Below are 16,792 nucleotides of genomic sequence, written 5' to 3' on the forward strand. Positions count from 1 at the left end.
CAATCCACTGAATTTGTCTAATTTTTGACAGATGTGTCTATCGATACAATCTGCCTGCAATATTCTGATCAAAAAAATAGATTTTTTACAGACAAAAATAGTGAAAACATTACTTAAGAAATACAATTTTTACAAACAATTACCCTTAGATACCCTCTTTTTGGCATTTATGTGTTTGAAACATGCTGGCCAGCATGAAACCGACTCTCCTGTTTCAAACCTTCTTTAATCACACGCCTTCACAATGGGTGACATATCCGCGGGCGTTGCCATTCCTCATAGCTCGCGAATGTTCTAAAAAAAGATACTCTCTAATTGGATTTAGGTACGAATGAACGGGGCCATGGTGCAGCCACTTACTATGATGGCGGTTCGAGACAGACAGGAATGGCTCGCCATTATCAACAGCATCACACCGGAGCTTCGCCAGAAGCTGGCACCGATAATGGGAGAACACGCCGAAGCGTGTATCGCCCGTTTTTATCAGGTTCTGCTGGCCAATCCGGATGCCGCTCAATTCATTTCCATGGAAGCGATCCGGGATCGGCTGCATAACGCGCTGACCGACTGGCTGATCTATCTTTTCCCTTCGTCCGAGCCGGACGTGGACAAGCTGATCGCTCTGCAACAGCATATTGGCCTTGTGCATGCACGGATGCGCATCCCCATGCGCCTTATCCTGCAGGGTGTGCGCGCCCTAAAAGATGAGATTCGTATACATCTATTCGATACGCAGATGCCTCGGGACCAGCTGCTGATCGCATTGACCTACACCGCCGCCATGATCGATTTCGCTATCGAGGTGATGGGACAAGAGTTCGCGAAGGATCTGGCGCGTGAGATCGAGTCCGACGAGGCCTGCCGCCTTGTCTCTCTCGGTCAGGACATCGCCGTGGAGAAAGAGACCCAGCGTGCATCGCTGCTCGACTGGGGACACAAGCTTCTGCTGGCCATCTGCTGCGCCCACCCTCCCCCTTATCCTCCCTTGGAGAAATCTGGATTCGGCCTCTGGCTCAACCACAAGGCCAGCCTCCTGTTTTCCGGCAAGGCGGGACTGAGCGCGGTCAAAGCCATCATGCGCAAGATAGACCGCGAACTTCTTCCTGATCTGGAAGCCGTTTATCCGGTCGCGCCTGCAAAAATTCAGGAATTTCAGGAGTCGCTGGAGGAAATCCGGTTCCTGATGGACGACATGTTCGCGGAAAATGCCCTGTTGGAAGGCGGCCGTGATCCTCTGACCGCCACACTGAGCCGTCGTTTTCTGGCGGCCATTCTGTCACGGGAAATTTCGCAGGCGCTGCGCAGACAGATTCCCTTCTGCGTGCTTCTTCTTGACGTCGATCACTTCAAACTCATCAATGACCAGTTCGGCCATGCCCATGGCGATACCGTTCTGCGCACCGTCTCGGACGTCATCACCGAGGTCTGTCGGCCCAGTGATTTCATCTTCCGCTATGGTGGGGAAGAATTCCTGCTCACGCTTGTCGAGACGGAACTCAAGGAAGGCCTTGCAATAGCCGAGCGCATTCGCAACGCCATGTTGAATCATCCCAAACTGAGGGAAGATCGTGTCACCGTTTCAATTGGCGTGACCATGTTCGACCGTCATCCTGACTATGAACACCTCATCCAGCAGGCTGATGCCGCGTTGTATGAAGCCAAGCGCCAAGGGCGTAACCGCTGCGTGAGTTATCAGGAGCAATCCTGAACTTTTGCACGACAAACGATCTTCAGCACCAATTGTGAGCCGTGCCACTCTTGGTCTTCTGCCATGAGTGGGGCACAACGTCGCGTGCGTGCAAGCTGGCACGCTCTGTAACGGAGACGGATGTGCGAACGACGGTTGCTGATGTGCAGAAGATGAAGCGGAACGGCGAGCGCATTCCCATGCTCACCGTTTACGACTGCTCTTCGACACTCATTGCCGAACGCGCTGGCGTGCCCCTGCTACTGGTCGGCGACTCACTCGGCATGGTGATGCTGGGTTACGACACCACGCTGCCGGTCACAGTGACGGATATGGAACGGCATGCCGCCGCTGTCATGCGGGTCAGCAAGCAGGCGCTGGTCGTCGCGGATCTTCCTTTCCTTAGCTACGCCACCGTGGACGACGCCATCAGTTCCGCGCGCCGCCTGATGCAGAACGCTGGTGTGCAGGCGGTCAAGCTGGAAGGTGGTGCTTCCATCGTGCCGCAGGTGCGCCGCCTGACCGAATGCGGCGTTCCGGTGATGGGGCACCTTGGTCTGACCCCCCAGTCGCAACACCAGATCGGCCTGAAAGTGCAGGCGCGCGGAGCAGCCGAAGCGACACGCCTTCTTGAAGACGCGCTTGCCCTTGAAGCGGCAGGCGCTTTCGCTCTCGTGCTGGAAGTAGTGCCCGCCCCTTTGGCTGAAGCCGTTTCACGCCGGCTACGCATTCCGGTGATCGGCATCGGAGCTGGCGCGGGATGCGATGGGCAGGTTCAGGTCTGGCACGATATTCTCGGCCTGTTCGAAGGGCGTCCGCCTCGCCATGCCGGACAATATGCCGCCATTGGCGCAGCGATGGAGGACGCCGTGCGCACATATGCCACCGATGTCCGAAACGGTGCTTTTCCAACCGAAAAGCACAGCGCCCAGATGGAAGCCGCCGAACTGACGGCAGCGCTCGCAGCCGTGACCTCTTCCAACGAAGCATGACCATGAACGTATTTTCTTCCATTGCAGACGTGCGCGCAGCCCGTGCGTCAATGACCGGCACGCTGGGCTTTGTCCCGACAATGGGCTTTCTCCATGAAGGCCACCTCAGTCTCGTGCGGCGCGCGAAAGCGGAATGCGATGCCGCCGCCGTCAGCATCTTCATCAATCCGACACAGTTCGTCGCGGGGGAAGATCTCGACCGCTATCCGCGCGCGCTGGAACGTGACCTTGCGCTGCTGCGCGAAGCTGGCGTCGCCTTCGTGTTCACGCCGCAGGCTCAGGACATGTATCCCCCCGGCTTCGCCACAAGCATCGATGTCGGTCCCGTCGCCTTTCCTCTGGAAGGTGCCAGCCGCCCGGGACATTTTTCTGGCGTGGCCACTGTCGTCACCAAACTGTTCAATATCGTGCAGCCAACGAAAGCGTTTTTCGGTCAGAAAGACGCCCAACAATGCGCCGTGATCCGGCGATTAGTGACCGACCTCAACATGCCGCTGGACGTAATCATCTGCGATACGGTCAGAAACGAAAGTGGGCTCGCCCTGTCCAGCCGCAACGCCTATCTCGACGAAGATGAGCGGCACCGTGCTTCGCTGTTACATGCGGCCTTGCAGACAGCAAAAGAATATGTCGGCAAAGGCGAACGGAATGCCGAAACGGTCCGCCGCACCATGCGGGACATGTTTGCCCGTGAGCCTGACTTTATCGTCGATTACATCAGCATTGCAGACCCGATCAGTCTGGCGGAACTGGACCGCATCGAAAATGAAGCCCTCGTCTCATTGGCCGTGCGCGTGGGAACAACCAGGCTGATTGACAACATGCTTGTGCGGACGTGACAGAAAAAATCCTGATCAGCGCCTGCCTTGTGGGTCAACCCGTTCGCTATAATGGCTCGGCAAAAACCGTCACACATTGCCTCATCAGCCAATGGCAGAATGAGGGTCGGCTTGTGGTCATCTGTCCCGAACTGGCTGCCGGCTTTAGCGTGCCTCGTCCTCCTGCGGAAATTGCGCACGCTCAGGATGGCACGGCGGTTCTGAACGAAAAAGCATGCGTTATCGAAGAAAACGGCACCGACCTGTCGAAACTCTTTATCGCAGGGGCCAATACAGCCCTCGCTCTTGCACAGGAACACGGCTGCAAATTCGCCCTGCTGACTGACGGAAGCCCATCATGTGGCAGCACCGTTATTTATGACGGCACTTTTGGGGGCAGAAAGCATCAGGGAGCTGGCGTGACGACAGCTCTGCTTCAGGCTCACGGGGTGCAGGTTTTCGCAGAAACCGAGATCGACACGCTTGCCCGGCTGTTGGCAGCGCAAGAGGCATAGGCCTGACACCATCCGCTTATTTCAGGCATGCAGCACCTGCCGCGAGACCCGGAACAATGTCTCACGTAACCATCGATGCACCGGGTCCGTATCCCGGCGGGGATGCCATGCCTGAAACGCCTCCACATATGGCAAAGAAAGCGGAAACGCGAAGGACGCCAGTCCCAGACGATCCATGGAAATATGTTGCAGGACCAGATCGGGCACCGCCAGAATCAGATCCGTATCCTTCATGCTTTCGACCATAGCGTGATAGTTCGGCACCACCATCACAATCCGACGTGTCAGCCCGTAATGATCGCGCAAGGCCCAGTCGATGGGACCACGCGCCCTGCCCCTCCGTGAGACGCTGATGTAATCGTAAAGCACCATGCTTTGCGGTGTGATCGGCTCGGCAAGAATGGGATGCCCTTGCCGCACAAGCCCGAACATCTGGTGGCGGAACAGCGTCTGCCGCCGGATCTCCGGCTTCATGACGTCGGTCGCACCTATATAAAGGTCTATGCTGTTATGCCGCAGTGGATCGGACGCCGGATCGTCCACTTCCGGCGCGAACACGATTTCGCATTTCGGGCATTCCTGCCGGAGCGCACGTAATAAAGGCAGCCCCAGCGCGGCCACGATCAGATCGTTCGCGCGGATGGTAAAGGTTGGCTCCATGTTGGCCAGGTCAGCCAGAGCCTGCGTTTCGACCAGACTCTCCGCAGCGCGGCCCACCTCCTGCACCCGATCGAGAATACTCGCCGCGAGGGATGAGGCCGTCATGCTGCGACCGGACTGCACGAGAATAGGATCGGAGAACACGGTGCGCAGTTTGGCGAGATGCCGACTCATCGCCGGCTCGCTCACCTTCAGCCTGCGCGCGGCGGCGGAGACGCTTTCTTCCTCGATCAACACCTGAAGATAGCGTAGCAGGTCAAGATCATACCCTCGCATTCCTTCAGATATAGACTTCGCTGGACGCAGGAACCAGCAAAAACCATTCCGGAAAGTGAAATCGTCGCTTGTCCGAAACGAGGGTGGTCAGATGCCGTCCGATCCTGCTGATACACTCCCATGACAACCGCTGCCCCTGCTCTGACAGATGGTGCGCCGGTGATCCATGCTTCACCGCCGATGCCGTCCTACATCCCGCCGTTCGGCCTGCGGACCGTGATCGGCTGCCTCGGCATGCTGCTTGCCGTGCATGTGGCGGGATTCAACGAGCACGTCACCGAGATCGGCCTGTCCGACATTCGCGGCGCGATGCACATCGGACACGATGAGGGCACGTGGGTCATCGCCATTTACGAGGCGTTCAACATCGCCGCCATGGCCTTCACGCCGTGGTTCTACATGACGTTCTCGATCTACCGCTTCTCCATCTTCATGACGGCGATGCTGGCGCTGCTCTCCATTCCGGCCCCGTTCATGCCAGACGTCACATCACTCTGCATCCTGCGCGCCTTTCAGGGTCTCGCGGGCGGCTGCCTGCCGCCGGTGCTGATGACCGTCATGCTGAAATACCTGCCGCCGCCTATCCGCGTATTCGGCATCGGCGGCTACGCCATGAGCGCGACCTTCGGCCCGAATCTCGGCCTGCCACTGGAGGCTTTCTGGTTCGAGCATGTCGGCTGGCACTGGCTGTACTGGGAGATCATCCCCACGGCGGCGCTCGCCATCGCCATGATGGCCTACGGTCTGCCGAAAGACCCGATGCATTTCGAGCGGTTCGAGAAGTTCAACTGGTTCGGCATTCTGGTCGGCCTGCCCGCCATCTGCTCGCTGGTCATCGTGCTGTATCAGGGCGATCGACTGGACTGGTACCGCTCACCCATCATCACCAATCTGACCTTCTGGGGACTGGCCGCCTTCATCGTGTTCGTCATCAACGAGGCCTATCACCCCAGCCCGTATTTCCGCATCCAGTACTGGAAATCCCGCAATATTCAGGCGTCGCTTCTGTCGCTGGTGGGCATCCTCGCCATCTGTTCCATCATGGGCGGTATTCCAGCGACCTATCTGGAAGCGGTGCGTGGCTATCGCCCTATTCAGGCTGCTCCTGTTTCGTTAGTTGTGGCCCTGCCTCAGCTCATCATGCTGCCGCTGATCGCCGCCATCTGTAACAGCCGCAAGGTGGACTGCCGCTTCGTGCTGGCGGGCGGGATGCTCTGCCTCGCAGGCTCGGCCTATCTTGGCACCTGGCTGACAGTGGACTGGGTGCGCGACAATTTTTACCTGCTCCAGATCCTTCAGGTCTTCGGCCAGCCCATGACCGTCATTCCCACGCTCATGCTGGCGACGATGGCGATGGGACCGGCGGACGGTCCCTTCATCTCCGGCATGGTGAACATGCTCAAGGGACTGGCCAACGCCGTCGCTTTCGCGCTGTTCTCCGCCTCGACGCGCCGTCGCGAACAGTATCACTCGACCATGCTGCTCGATCACCACGGCACGCACGGTCTCGCCCTTCAGGGCATGGGCGACCCGATCAACCAGCAGCTTTCGGTCACGTCGCCGGACAGCGCCCATGTCGCCCGCAATTCGCTTCAGGTCTTCCACACTTACGTGCATGAGCAGGCGCTCGTACTGGCGCTGAACGACATCTATTACGTGCTGATCTGGGTCTGCCTCGGTTACGCCGTCATGAATCTCATCCTGCCGCACCGGGTCTATCCGCCCCGTGCGCCCTCACCCAATGCTCCAGCCCGCTGAATCCGGAAACAGCCGTCATGATCTATAAAAAACCCCTTCTCTATGCCGGATGCGCGGCGGTGGTGCTGGCCTGCGTCGCGTGGGGCGGCGCACGCTTCGTCAACGGCGATGGGATCAACCAATATACCAACGACGCCTATGTCACCGCTGACTTCACGACCGTTGCACCCAAAGTCGCCGGACGGATCGACCGCGTGATCGCGCAGGACAACGAGCAGGTCCGCGCGGGTGAGGAACTGGCTCACATCGAGGATGACGATTACCGCGCCGCCCTCGACGTGGCGAAGGGCAACGTGCTGGCCGCGCAGGGCGATGTGACCAATCTGGAAGCGGAACTGGCCCGGCAGGATTCCGTGATCGCCGAGGCCCACGCGGCTGTTCTCGCCGATCAGGCCAACCTGCTGTTCGCACGCCAGAACACCACCCGTTACCGCAACCTGTCAGCGGGTGGCGCGGGCACCATCGAGCAGAAACAGTCTTCCGAAGCGCATGAGAAGGAAGAACAGGCCGCCATCGCCCGCGATCAGGCCGGCGTTGACGCGGCTGTCCGGCAGATCGCCGTCCTCAAGGGACAGCTTGAGCGCGCACGTGGTGTCCTGCTCCGGGCGCAGGGCGATGAAAAACAGGCCGAACTGAACCTGTCCTACTGCACCATCCCCGCCCCGGTTGACGGCGTGGTTGGCGAGCGTGGTGTGCGCGTGGGCGCCTACGTCCATCCGGGCACTGGTATCCTCGCCGTGGTGCCGACACAGGCGGCCTATGTGCTGGCGAACTTTCAGGAAACACAGCTGACGAAAGTCCAGACCGGGCAACGCGCCACGATCTGGGTCGATACATTTCCCAACCATCCGCTGAAAGCGCATGTGGACTCCCTCGCCCCCGCGACGGGCGTGGCCTTCGCACCGATCCAGCCCGACAACGCTACCGGCAACTTCACCAAGGTCGTTCAGCGTATCCCGGTCAAGCTGACTTTCGACGCCGACCAGCCGCTTGCCGCCAAGGTCCGTGTCGGCATGTCTGTGGAAGTGAACATCGATACCGGCTCGAAGCCGGAAGGCCCACATGCCGGAAATAACCGCTATGTCTGGCACTAATCCGTTGCGGCAGGCTCTGTTTTCCGGATTGGCAGTGCTGGCTCTGGCGGGATGCACGGTCGGACCGGACTTTCACAAGCCGCAGATTGCCACGCCTGAAAAATGGCGCGATCCGTTGCCGAAAGGGGAAAGCCGCGTGACCTCAGCCTCGACAGATCCGGCATGGTGGACGCTGTTCAACGATCCCATTCTGACGCGACTGGAAAATGAAGTCGCAGCTTCGAATCTCGATCTTCGTGCGGCTTCGGCCCGGCTTGCCGAAAGCAATGCCGAACGGCGCATCGCGAGTGCCGCCCAGTTTCCGCACATGGAAGCCAATGCCTCCTATGCCCGTGAACGCGCCAGCACGAATGGCATTCTGGGCCTGCTCGGCGCGGCGGAGCGTGAAGGAACGGACAGCATCGCCAGTGGCACGCAGGGCTTCGGGCCTGCCGCCATACCCGGCAGCATTGGCAATCCATCGTTCAATCTGCCGCAATACGGCATGAACGCCTCATGGGAGGTGGATTTCTGGGGCCATGTCCGCCGACAGGTCGAAGCCGCAACGGCCGCGATGCACGGCACGGAAGAGGTGCGCCGGGACGTTCTTGTCTCGCTCATGGCCGAGACTGCCCGGAACTATATCGATCTTCGCGCCACACAATCGCAGATCGACATTCTCAACCACAATATCGATATCGCGCGACATAGCGTGCAACTCACCCAATTACGTTTCGATCAGGGTGCGGCCACGCGGCTTGATGTGGCGGAAGCGACAGGGCAGTTGCATAGCTTCGAATCCCGCCTTTCACCGCTGAAAAGTCAGGAAATCCACCTCCTCAATGCCCTCAGCTTTCTGGTGGCGCGCGAACCGGGCGCCTTGAATGCTGAACTCGGCAAGGCTGCGCCGATTCCCCCCGCTCCTCCTGAGGTTCCAGCGGGACTGCCTTCGCAACTGGCGGAACGACGGCCTGATATCCGTATGGCCAGCGAACGTCTGCACGCTGCGACAGCCAGCATCGGTGTGGCGATCGCGGATTTCTTTCCACGCGTGACACTCTCGGGAAGCCTCGATGTGCAGGCGCTTCAGTTCAGCGGCCTTGGCTCATGGGCTTCGCGCCAGTACGGGTTCGGTCCCACGGCGACTCTACCGATTTTCGAAGGAGGACGCCTGACGGGGCAACTCCGCCTGCGCAAGGCACAGGAGCAGGAGGCGGCCGTCCTGTTCCAGCGCACCGTATTGAAGGCATGGGAAGAAATCGACGACGCCATGGCCGCTTTCACCGCCGCCCAGAACCAGCGGGACCGACTGGCGGAAGCAGTGCATGAAAACGAAATCGCCGTCGATATCGCACGAACGCAATATGTGCAGGGTGCTTCGGACTTCCTGAACGTGCTGACCGTGCAGAACGCCCTTCTCGCTTCACAGAGTGCTCTGGTGCAGGCTACCGCGAACGTCGCTGACTCGGTGACGCATCTTTATCGGGCGCTCGGCGGCGGGTGGGAGAAAATCTATCCCACTCGCACCATGCAACAGAAACCGGCGTGAATCCCAGCAGACGAGACCTGTCCCATGATGACCATCAGACGCGCCGCCACTCTTGGAACAAATCCTTCCAGCGATGTGAATATGCGCTGTCACTTCGCTTTTCAGGGCTATCAGGACGCCGCGCATATTCATGAAGGGCGACTGCGGGTAGCCAACACAGCCGTTCTTCGTCCCGGCGAATGCTTTCGTCTGGAGCGCGAGCACGATGTCGATATCGTCACATGGGTGCAGCAGGGCGAACTGATTACGCACACCGAGGATTTCCTGCCGGAGACCGTTCCTGCGGGTGCCCTGCATGTCCTGCGGACCGGCACGGCCTGCACGGACATGGCTTGGCATGCAGGTGCAGATGGCGCTTCGTTCGTTCAGTTATGGTTTCTCGCTGACGAGGAAGGCATGACGCCCTGTCAGGAAATTCGCGAAGCCGACAGGACTTCTTCAGAAGGAGGCTTCCAGATTCTTGCCTCCGGCTTCCCTGAGGATGACCCAGAAGAAAACGACCTTCCCGATGATGCGGCCCCTCTCACCCTCTCCAGCCGAGCGCGTTTCCTGCTCGCCACGATTCTAACCGGTGAAGGTGCAGCCTATGACACGGCTGAAGGACGGGATCTCTATCTCATCCTTGTCTCAGGGAATGTGAAAATCGGAAACGGAGAACTGGCATCGGGTGATGGCGCCAGTTTTGAAGGTGAGCAGCAGATTGTGGTGATTGCTGAAGAAACCGCAGTCGTTCTGCTTTCGGATGTTGCTGCGTAATAGAGAAGCCGCTCACAGATCCGCGTGATGCTCATCACCCGAAAAAAGCCGTTTCAAACCCACACCCAGTGATATCGGCCTCACACCAAGCGTTTCGATCATGGGAATGATATCGACATTCTTGTCTTCCATGAGCCGCCGGATCTCATCCGGACCGATCTCGGGAAACCCGGGAAGACGTCGCAACAACGCAGACGCAGCGATCAGCAGGCGGGCGGGCACGGTAATAACAGGGCGGCGCCTTAGCCCTGCGGCACGCGCAACGAGCAGCACGAAATCACGGTAAGTCACGGGAACAGCGCCCGCTATGGCAAGACTGTGTGGCCCATCCCAGTTCCGGTCGATGGCCGCAATAATACTGGCCGTGACGTCATCCTGATGAATGGGTTGCACAAGCGACTTTCCGCCTCCGGGCAACGGGATGACAGGCAATCGCCGCAGAAGCGCAGCCAGACGTTGGACGTTGTTCTCGCCCTGCGCTCCGTAGATCATAGTCGGGTGCAGGATGATGCCGCTGCGACCTGACTGCATCAGCGCCCGTTCCCCCTTCAGAACGCCGTTTCCGTGAGCATCCGGCCAGCGGGTGAACTTGCGTGTACTTCCCAGACAGACGAGACGGGCTTCTTTTGGTGCAGCTTCCAGAAGAGCGGGTATATTCCGCGCATGAGCCGTGCAGACGATAACGGTCGCATCCGCGAGAGCCGTTGCCAGCACATCGGTGGCTCCGGTCAGATCAGCGATACGCGGTAGCTGGAGGAGTGGATTACTCCGCTCCCCGGGCGTCAGGGTTTCTTCATACCGCGCGCCATTCCGTACGACTGGCACCACTGCCCGCCCCTGCGCCAGCAAAGCGCGGCGTACAGCAACACCGGAGCGGCCGCCTGCTCCGATGACATGGACCGTGTCGGTCATGCCTTTTTATGGTTTCGGCGTTGCAAGTGAAGGTGGGGTGGCGGGAGCAAGGATCGACGGATCATCTGGCTCGTCAGTCGTCTGGTTCGGGTCGGGAAGTTGTGGCGCTGGTTCCGAGCGGTCCTTCGCGGGCGCCTGCACTGTCAGCCCAAGTTTGTCGGCTATTTCAGGATGTGCTGGAAGCGCGCCAAGTTCCGCCAAGACAGAGACCGGCATCGGCTGTGGTGGAGCAATCATCGCAGTGAGCGTGCCAGCTTCCGGTGCAGCAAGATAATCGGCTAGCTGACGTCCCACGCTGTCCGGAGAAGCGTTCTGCGGTGCAAGAGCGCGTCGAAGCAACGCCACATAAGCATCGGGATCCATCCCCTGAGCGACGGCAGCCGTATTCAGCATGCGGGAGACGAGTCCTCCATCGCGCCACGAAATATCGAGATGGGAGAAGAATGGCACCGGCAGCCAGCCAAGAGGGGTTGTGACATGGGTGAAATCGCCGGCCAGATCGAGGCGTCCCCATTTGGGCGCATGGATGTCGAGTTGCGTGACATGCGCCACGTCCGCGCCGAAATCGACAATCGCGTTCAGGACCACATCGCCGTCAAATCTGTCGTATCCAAGCGCCTTGATCACAGCTGTCTGTGGTGCGGTCGGCCAGACGCGTAGGTGTGTCAGCCCTTCCGTCACATTGCGTTTCTGGTCGGCCGTATTGATGTGAATATGTGCTTTCTCAACGCTCGCCAGTTTCTGGACGCTGGCATTCGGACCGCCGAAAGCGCCCCGGCTTTCCAGATCATCCACGACAAGCGACAGATTTCCATCAGCCAGCAGCGGCCCCTGCCCCTTCAGCGCGGCCTGCGCTGTGGACGCCAGATCCGCGCCATCGGAAACGAGCTTCCCGATCAGCAGCCCCTGCTTCGGCGGGTCAGCCTCTTCCAACTCCAGTTTTCTCACAGTCAGACGGGAAATCCGTCCGATGCCATACTGGTCAAGGATCGCCTCATCGGCGGAAAGAAACGCCTTGCCGTCCGCTGGAGTCAGCACTCCATGAGTCAGCTCACCGTGATCGATCGTCAGCTTGGTGATCTGGTCCTCGCTGGGGGACGGCAATGTCACGCCATCGAGCGACAGGCGCTTGGTATCAAGCGTGCCTGTTGCGCCACTTATATGAAGTGTGTGGGCAAGCACGTGATCGAAATGCAGAGGACTACGTTCCGCTGTCGGTGAAGCGTCATCGCGTCCATCGTTCACGATTGTCGCACCGATCAGTTCGATCATGGCAGCGGAGATCGTGCCGGACGGGTCTTTCAGCACCACATCCGTCAGGCGTGCGCCATGCGTTGCGGGCAGGGCGACAGCCTTGCTCCACGTAAACTCCACGCCAGGCGGCAGATGCGCCCGAGCATCCTCAAGCGCCTCTATCAGTTCATGGTTCGCTTTCCGATGCACCCAGATCCAGCCGGAAGCGCCGAGTCCAACGACAACCAGAGCAGACAGGGCGACAATGGTGCGGCGGGTGTTCTGAGACGTCATGGCCTGCCTGTTACTTTGCGGACTGTTTCTGTTCTTCTTTCATATCAGGATGTTGCCATGAGGGCATCAGGAAATGAGGTGATCGGGATATTAGCCGAAAATCACCGCGGTATCATATTACCTCATAACGAATTCCCTTTATATTTCAGGATAAAATGAAAATGACATTTTTTACCCTGCGATTATGCTTGACGTCATGCAACGGCTTGCGCATAAGGCGCCACCCGAACCGCTCAAGATTTCTGGACGGACATAGAATCAATGAAGACCACCCTCTCGCTTAAGCCCGCGGAGGTGACGAAGAACTGGCTGCTGATCGACGCTGAAGGGCTCGTTCTTGGCCGTCTCGCCACCATCATTGCGACGCGCCTGCGTGGCAAGCACAAACCCCAGTTCACACCGCACGTTGACTGCGGCGATCACGTCGTCGTCATCAACGCGGAGAAGATCAAGCTGACCGGCAACAAGGTCGGCCAGAAGCTCTTCCACTACCACACCGGCTATCCGGGCGGTATCAAGCAGCGCACGATCACGCAGCGCCTCACGGGCAAGAACCCGGGCCATGTGGTCGAGAAGGCTGTCGAGCGCATGATCACCCGTGGTCCGCTCCAGCGCGCCCAGATGCGCAACCTGCATGTCTATGCCGGTCCGGAGCATCCGCATGACGGCCAGAAGCCGGTCAAGCTGGATGTCGCCGCACTGAACCGCAAAAACACCGCCGTTCCGAAGAGTGGGGTCTGATCGCCATGTCTGAAACGATTGAACGCACAGGCACGCTCGCCGATCTGAAAGACGTTGCTCCTCAGGTCGTTGCTTCCGATGCTCCTGTTTACGAAGTAAAGCGTGACGCACAGGGCCGCTCTTATGCGACCGGTCGTCGTAAAGAGTCCGTAGCTCGCGTATGGATCAAGCCGGGTAAGGGCGACATCACGGTGAACGGTCGTGCGATCGACACCTACTTCGCTCGTCCTGTTCTGCGCATGCTGCTCACGCAGCCGTTCCTTGTGACCGACCGTTACAACCAGTTCGACGTTGTCTGCACCGTCGTTGGTGGCGGTCTGTCCGGTCAGGCTGGTGCAGTCCGTCACGGCATCAGCCGCGCGCTGACCTATTACGAGCCGGAACTTCGCGGCGTTCTGAAGGCAGCCGGGTTCCTGACCCGTGACTCCCGTCAGGTCGAGCGTAAGAAATACGGTAAGGCCAAGGCCCGTCGTTCCTTCCAGTTCAGCAAGCGCTGATCTGGAAAACACCTCCAGCCTTGTGCTGGAGTGGGTTTTGGAAGCCGCTGGCCTTCGGGCTGGCGGCTTTTTCTTTATCCGGAGAACAGACGTGAGCGGCAAAACGCGAGAATCCTTCGACGCCATCGTGATCGGCGCTGGTGCGGCAGGCCTGATGACGGCCCTGACCGCCGGACAACGCGGCCTGCGCGTAGCTGTGCTGGAACACAACGATGAGCCGGGCCGGAAAATCCTGATTTCGGGTGGGGGGCGGTGCAATTTCACCAACCTGCACGTAGCGCCGGATCGCTTTATTTCCAGCAACCGCCATTTCGTCCGTTCTGCGTTGGCCCGCTACAAGCCTGCCAACTTTCTCGAACTGGTCACAAAGCACCGCATCGCGTGGCACGAAAAAACACTCGGCCAACTGTTCTGTGATGGCTCGGCACGACAGATTCTGGCCATGCTGCTGGATGAATGTGCTGCTGGCAATGTGACGCTGCGGCTTGGTGAATCCGTCAGGGCGGTTCGCCACTCCGGAACCTATGAGGTCGAGACGGACCGCCTCCTTCTCACCGCTCCCTCCGTGGTTGTGGCGTGCGGCGGCCTCTCTATCCCAAAACTCGGCGCAACTGATTTTGCCCATCGACTGGCACGACAGTTCGGCATCCCGGTTGTGCCACCGACACCCGGGCTTGTGCCCCTGCTGGCGGCCGAACCAGATCGGGAATGGATATCAGGCCTCTCCGGCGCTTCCCTGCCGATACGCACGCGGTGTGGAAAAGTCGCGTTCGATGAGGCGATGCTGTTCACCCATCGTGGTCTGTCCGGACCGGCCATCCTGCAGATTTCTTCATATTGGAAAGCAGGACAGCCGCTCAGCATTGATCTCCTGCCGGGACAGGATGCGCTAGCCCTTCTGAAAAAGGCGCGCACCATTCGTCCAAAAGCCCACGCCGTTTCCATCTTGGGCGAATGGCTGCCACGACGCCTTGCGGAAGTTCTCGGCCCACGCCTTCTGGGCGAAAAACCAGCAGCCGAGTGGCCTGACCGGCTTCTACGCCCTGCCGCAGAAGCTCTCTCACGCTGGGAGTTCTCGCCTGCTGGCAGCGAAGGTTACGCAAAAGCGGAAGTCACCTGCGGCGGAATCGACACGCGCGCGCTTTCCTCCCAGACCCTTGAAGCTACCACCGTGCCGGGTTTTTATAGTGTAGGAGAAGCGGTGGACGTGACCGGTTGGCTCGGTGGGTATAACTTCCACTGGGCTTGGGCCAGCGGTCATGCGGCGGGTCTGGCCCTTGCCGAAAGAAAAAAACATCTTTCGACCTGACAGGACGTTGCCTTTGCGCACATCACTCTCATCACGAGGTGCCAATATGGACACAGCAGTTTTTCGTCGGTTTATGCGTTCCCACAAGAAAGGCATCCTGCTCGCCATCGCGACGGCTGCGCTTTCCGCCTGCACGGGACAGGCCGGAACACCCATCGCGCCCGGCACCTATCCGCCGGGAACGCCTCTCGGCGGCACTTGCAAGGCAGGTCTTTATACCTGCCAGTTACCGCTTGCCTCTCCGGTCGGAGCGCCCTGTAGTTGTCCGGGCCTTGGAGCCGCGTCTTACGGACAGGTTTATCTCAAATAATGGATTGCCGGTGGACGGGATGCGTGGCATGGCCGATTTGCTTTCCCGCCCCGCAGGCATTACCCCCGGCGTGCAGCCCTGAAGCGGGCAGAAGTCATAATCCGGCTGACGGATGCCCGCCGCCGACGAGAGAGAGACCGATCGCATGAGCTTTAGCGACGACACATACCGCCCTTCCCGTTCGTCCACAGGTCGTGGCAACGGGGCATCCGGTGGCCTTTCCCTCGCTCGGCTGGGTATCTGGTCCGTGCTGTATTTCCTGTTCTACATGGCGCAACAGGTGGCTGAACTTCTGGCCCCTCTTCTCCTGATCGCCGGTATCGGGTGGGCCGCCCTGCCACATGTCGTCAGTGCCGTTTCCTCCAGCGCGGGGCATGTGGATGCCCAGGCGCATGACGTCATGGCGCACGTAGCCGACGCCATCCCCCACGAGGTCATGTTCGGCACTCATCTGCTGACACCATCGGGGCTGATTTTCGACGGCATTCTCCTGATGGCGCTAGCGGCGCTGGGCGCTACGCTTTCAGCAGTAGCTGCCCGTTCCATGTAAAACAAGGACACCCGCGCCTGCCCCGGCAGGACGGGTGTGCCAGTCACAGAAGATTCAGAGCAGGCCAGAGATGGCGGAGCGCACTGAACCAGTGAACACAGGCTGCAAGACCGACCGCAGCCCCGACACCACTTGCAATCCATGCCTTGCGCCAGAACGCCGGGCTTTCCAGCAATGAACCGCTGCTACCCGGCTTGAGGCTGTCTTTTGACGCCACACGATTGAGCACGTCGTTGCGCAGACGGCTGGAAATATCCGCTGCGGCTGTAATGTGTCTTTCTTCCGCCTCGGGCGCTGCCACCGTCTCCTTCTCGACAGGCGCATGCTCTTCTTCAGAAGCCTCATGCTGTTCAGTTGCAGCTGGATGAAGATCCCATATCGGAGCTTCTGCGTGTGCTTCGACCTGCGGTTGAGGTGGTGTTTCTTCAGCTGGCTGCGTCTGAGCCGCCCGCTCCCATGCAGGCACCCACGGCTCGTTTGAATCTGGCGTGGAAGCAGGCTGGTGGTCTACCGAAGCCTCTGACTGTGGCGGAGCCTCAGGAGCAGCTGGCTGCTCCATCCCGGCAGCGGCGCTTCTGCGGCTTGCACGAATGCGATTGATGACATCGTCAAACTGCCCGTCAGCAGGCTGGTGAGCGGTCTCCGGTGCAGCGTGTGTCTCCTCGCCGTCAGACTGGGAAGCATCGGGACGCGCCCAAGGCACTTCGTCATGCACACCAGTCTCAAAACGATCGAGAGTGGCAGGCTCCTCGGCCAGACTTTCCGACATGCCTGTGTTGGCATGCCAGTTTGCATCGTCAAAATGGCTATCGAGATCTTTTTCGTCCCATTCATGGGACGGAGCGGCGGGCGCATCAGGCTG

The 16,792-nt window shown here is 59.5% G+C and carries 16 protein-coding genes and 1 pseudogene; 13 read left to right on the forward strand and 4 right to left on the reverse strand.

Annotated elements, in window-relative coordinates:
- Positions 1 to 343: 343 nt before the first annotated feature.
- From ABF824_RS11755 to ABF824_RS11770, 4 genes are all read left to right on the forward strand, one after another.
- Positions 344 to 1,708 carry a diguanylate cyclase gene (locus ABF824_RS11755; protein ID WP_415489225.1) on the forward strand — a complete coding sequence of 455 codons (1,365 nt, stop codon included), beginning with the start codon at positions 344 to 346 and terminating at the stop codon, positions 1,706 to 1,708.
- Positions 1,709 to 1,830: 122 nt separating this feature from the next.
- Positions 1,831 to 2,679, forward strand: a complete 849-nt coding sequence (gene panB / locus ABF824_RS11760; protein WP_415489230.1) for a 3-methyl-2-oxobutanoate hydroxymethyltransferase — start codon at positions 1,831 to 1,833, stop codon at positions 2,677 to 2,679.
- Between the two features lie 2 nt (positions 2,680 to 2,681).
- Positions 2,682 to 3,518 carry a pantoate--beta-alanine ligase gene (gene panC, locus ABF824_RS11765; RefSeq protein WP_415489232.1) on the forward strand — a complete coding sequence of 279 codons (837 nt, stop codon included), beginning with the start codon at positions 2,682 to 2,684 and terminating at the stop codon, positions 3,516 to 3,518.
- Positions 3,515 to 4,012, forward strand: a complete 498-nt coding sequence (locus ABF824_RS11770) for a DUF523 domain-containing protein (RefSeq protein ID WP_415489234.1) — start codon at positions 3,515 to 3,517, stop codon at positions 4,010 to 4,012. The genes panC and ABF824_RS11770 overlap by 4 nt, the downstream gene beginning before the upstream one ends.
- Positions 4,013 to 4,033: 21 nt before the next feature.
- Here the strand turns inward: ABF824_RS11770 and ABF824_RS11775 are convergent, their stop codons facing one another.
- On the reverse strand, positions 4,034 to 4,948 hold the full coding sequence (locus ABF824_RS11775; RefSeq protein WP_415489236.1) for a LysR family transcriptional regulator: 915 nt from the start codon (positions 4,946 to 4,948) through the stop codon (positions 4,034 to 4,036).
- Between the two features lie 120 nt (positions 4,949 to 5,068).
- Between ABF824_RS11775 and ABF824_RS11780 the strand changes: the two genes are divergently transcribed.
- From ABF824_RS11780 to ABF824_RS11795, 4 genes are read left to right on the forward strand one after another with little or no spacing between them, the layout of a single operon-like run.
- Positions 5,069 to 6,706 (forward strand): MFS transporter, encoded by a 1,638-nt coding sequence (locus ABF824_RS11780; protein ID WP_415489238.1) that lies wholly within the window; start codon positions 5,069 to 5,071, stop codon positions 6,704 to 6,706.
- A 17-nt stretch (positions 6,707 to 6,723) separates the two neighbouring features.
- Positions 6,724 to 7,800 carry an HlyD family secretion protein gene (locus tag ABF824_RS11785; protein ID WP_415489240.1) on the forward strand — a complete coding sequence of 359 codons (1,077 nt, stop codon included), beginning with the start codon at positions 6,724 to 6,726 and terminating at the stop codon, positions 7,798 to 7,800.
- Positions 7,787 to 9,328, forward strand: a complete 1,542-nt coding sequence (locus ABF824_RS11790; protein ID WP_415489252.1) for an efflux transporter outer membrane subunit — start codon at positions 7,787 to 7,789, stop codon at positions 9,326 to 9,328. The genes ABF824_RS11785 and ABF824_RS11790 overlap by 14 nt, the downstream gene beginning before the upstream one ends.
- A gap of 24 nt (positions 9,329 to 9,352) precedes the next feature.
- Positions 9,353 to 10,084: a hypothetical protein gene (locus ABF824_RS11795; RefSeq protein ID WP_415489242.1), complete on the forward strand. Its 732-nt coding sequence runs from the start codon at positions 9,353 to 9,355 to the stop codon at positions 10,082 to 10,084.
- Positions 10,085 to 10,096: 12 nt separating this feature from the next.
- Here ABF824_RS11795 and ABF824_RS11800 read toward each other — a convergent pair whose 3' ends face one another.
- Together ABF824_RS11800 and ABF824_RS11805 are read right to left on the reverse strand one after the other, a co-directional pair.
- Positions 10,097 to 10,996, reverse strand: a complete 900-nt coding sequence (locus ABF824_RS11800; protein ID WP_415489244.1) for an SDR family oxidoreductase — start codon at positions 10,994 to 10,996, stop codon at positions 10,097 to 10,099.
- 6 nt (positions 10,997 to 11,002) lie between these two features.
- Complete coding sequence (locus tag ABF824_RS11805) at positions 11,003 to 12,523, reverse strand: 3-demethylubiquinone-9 3-methyltransferase (RefSeq protein WP_415489246.1); 1,521 nt, start codon at positions 12,521 to 12,523, stop codon at positions 11,003 to 11,005.
- A gap of 261 nt (positions 12,524 to 12,784) precedes the next feature.
- Here ABF824_RS11805 and rplM point away from each other — a divergent pair, with 261 nt between their 5' ends.
- The 5 genes from rplM (at position 12,785) to ABF824_RS11830 (ending at position 15,930) form a co-directional block, all read left to right on the forward strand.
- On the forward strand, positions 12,785 to 13,264 hold the full coding sequence (gene rplM / locus ABF824_RS11810; protein WP_415489247.1) for a 50S ribosomal protein L13: 480 nt from the start codon (positions 12,785 to 12,787) through the stop codon (positions 13,262 to 13,264).
- A gap of 5 nt (positions 13,265 to 13,269) precedes the next feature.
- Positions 13,270 to 13,761 carry a 30S ribosomal protein S9 gene (gene rpsI, locus ABF824_RS11815; RefSeq protein ID WP_415489248.1) on the forward strand — a complete coding sequence of 164 codons (492 nt, stop codon included), beginning with the start codon at positions 13,270 to 13,272 and terminating at the stop codon, positions 13,759 to 13,761.
- A 91-nt stretch (positions 13,762 to 13,852) separates the two neighbouring features.
- Positions 13,853 to 15,070, forward strand: a complete 1,218-nt coding sequence (locus tag ABF824_RS11820) for an NAD(P)/FAD-dependent oxidoreductase (protein ID WP_415489249.1) — start codon at positions 13,853 to 13,855, stop codon at positions 15,068 to 15,070.
- A gap of 46 nt (positions 15,071 to 15,116) precedes the next feature.
- Positions 15,117 to 15,380 carry a hypothetical protein gene (locus tag ABF824_RS11825; RefSeq protein WP_415489250.1) on the forward strand — a complete coding sequence of 88 codons (264 nt, stop codon included), beginning with the start codon at positions 15,117 to 15,119 and terminating at the stop codon, positions 15,378 to 15,380.
- A 145-nt stretch (positions 15,381 to 15,525) separates the two neighbouring features.
- Positions 15,526 to 15,930, forward strand: a complete 405-nt coding sequence (locus ABF824_RS11830; protein ID WP_415489251.1) for a hypothetical protein — start codon at positions 15,526 to 15,528, stop codon at positions 15,928 to 15,930.
- A gap of 43 nt (positions 15,931 to 15,973) precedes the next feature.
- On the opposite strand, the pseudogene ABF824_RS11835 reads toward ABF824_RS11830, so the two are convergent.
- Positions 15,974 to 16,792, reverse strand: a pseudogene (locus ABF824_RS11835) (hypothetical protein); the annotation flags it as partial.

The organism is Acetobacter sp., from assembly GCF_047721705.1.
Classification (GTDB): domain Bacteria; phylum Pseudomonadota; class Alphaproteobacteria; order Acetobacterales; family Acetobacteraceae; genus Acetobacter.

What these genes read in the sequence shown, in the direction of transcription:
- ABF824_RS11755 (WP_415489225.1), top strand. Translation starts at nt 344, where the DNA reads ATGGTGCAGCCACTTACTATGATGGCGGTTCGAGACAGACAGGAATGG.
- panC (WP_415489232.1), top strand. Translation starts at nt 2,682, where the DNA reads ATGAACGTATTTTCTTCCATTGCAGACGTGCGCGCAGCCCGTGCGTCA.
- ABF824_RS11775 (WP_415489236.1), bottom strand. Translation starts at nt 4,948, where the DNA reads ATGCGAGGGTATGATCTTGACCTGCTACGCTATCTTCAGGTGTTGATC.
- ABF824_RS11780 (WP_415489238.1), top strand. Translation starts at nt 5,069, where the DNA reads ATGACAACCGCTGCCCCTGCTCTGACAGATGGTGCGCCGGTGATCCAT.
- ABF824_RS11785 (WP_415489240.1), top strand. Translation starts at nt 6,724, where the DNA reads ATGATCTATAAAAAACCCCTTCTCTATGCCGGATGCGCGGCGGTGGTG.
- ABF824_RS11790 (WP_415489252.1), top strand. Translation starts at nt 7,787, where the DNA reads ATGTCTGGCACTAATCCGTTGCGGCAGGCTCTGTTTTCCGGATTGGCA.
- ABF824_RS11795 (WP_415489242.1), top strand. Translation starts at nt 9,353, where the DNA reads ATGATGACCATCAGACGCGCCGCCACTCTTGGAACAAATCCTTCCAGC.
- ABF824_RS11800 (WP_415489244.1), bottom strand. Translation starts at nt 10,996, where the DNA reads ATGACCGACACGGTCCATGTCATCGGAGCAGGCGGCCGCTCCGGTGTT.
- ABF824_RS11805 (WP_415489246.1), bottom strand. Translation starts at nt 12,523, where the DNA reads ATGACGTCTCAGAACACCCGCCGCACCATTGTCGCCCTGTCTGCTCTG.
- rplM (WP_415489247.1), top strand. Translation starts at nt 12,785, where the DNA reads ATGAAGACCACCCTCTCGCTTAAGCCCGCGGAGGTGACGAAGAACTGG.
- rpsI (WP_415489248.1), top strand. Translation starts at nt 13,270, where the DNA reads ATGTCTGAAACGATTGAACGCACAGGCACGCTCGCCGATCTGAAAGAC.
- ABF824_RS11825 (WP_415489250.1), top strand. Translation starts at nt 15,117, where the DNA reads ATGGACACAGCAGTTTTTCGTCGGTTTATGCGTTCCCACAAGAAAGGC.
- ABF824_RS11830 (WP_415489251.1), top strand. Translation starts at nt 15,526, where the DNA reads ATGAGCTTTAGCGACGACACATACCGCCCTTCCCGTTCGTCCACAGGT.